The sequence below is a fragment of the Homoserinimonas sp. OAct 916 genome (assembly GCF_003260275.1).
In the GTDB taxonomy this organism is placed as follows: domain Bacteria; phylum Actinomycetota; class Actinomycetes; order Actinomycetales; family Microbacteriaceae; genus OACT-916.
On sequence record NZ_QJHB01000060.1, the window covers coordinates 1 to 409 of the forward strand.

General features: G+C 55.3%; 1 protein-coding gene. It reads right to left on the minus strand.

Translation table 11 applies throughout. The features are described from left to right. Positions 1 to 219: coiled-coil-helix-coiled-coil-helix domain-containing protein (locus DL891_RS16685; protein WP_232819246.1), on the minus strand; the 219-nt coding region annotated here is incomplete at its 3' end. Positions 220 to 409 lie beyond the last annotated feature (190 nt).

Sequence of the window (409 nt, forward strand, 5' to 3'; positions counted from 1 at the left end):
GTTCCTGCACTGGTTCAGCATATCCATGTAGAACTGGCACTTGCTGATGTCGCTTCCATAGCTGTTCACACAATCTTGGAATGCCTTGGTATGAATGTTGCATGCATCAGCACCCATGCTACTTGCGGTAGGTGCTGGGGCTGCTGCAGCCTCAGATACCACATTTTCATGCTGAATGGTACGAGGACCAAGAACAGCATCCACAGCTCTGTGTGCCACTGCACTTCCAGTGCCAAAGGCCATTCCCTGAGCAATTGTGGATCCTATCCCTCCTAGCAAGGAGCCACCACCTCCAGCTTGTTGAGCAGGTGCCGGAGGAGGAGCATGGTGAACTGGTTGAGGGCGTGGTGCAGCACGGGGTGCTGGGCGAGGGGCAGATCGTCCTCCTGAGCGGCGAGGCATGACTTTT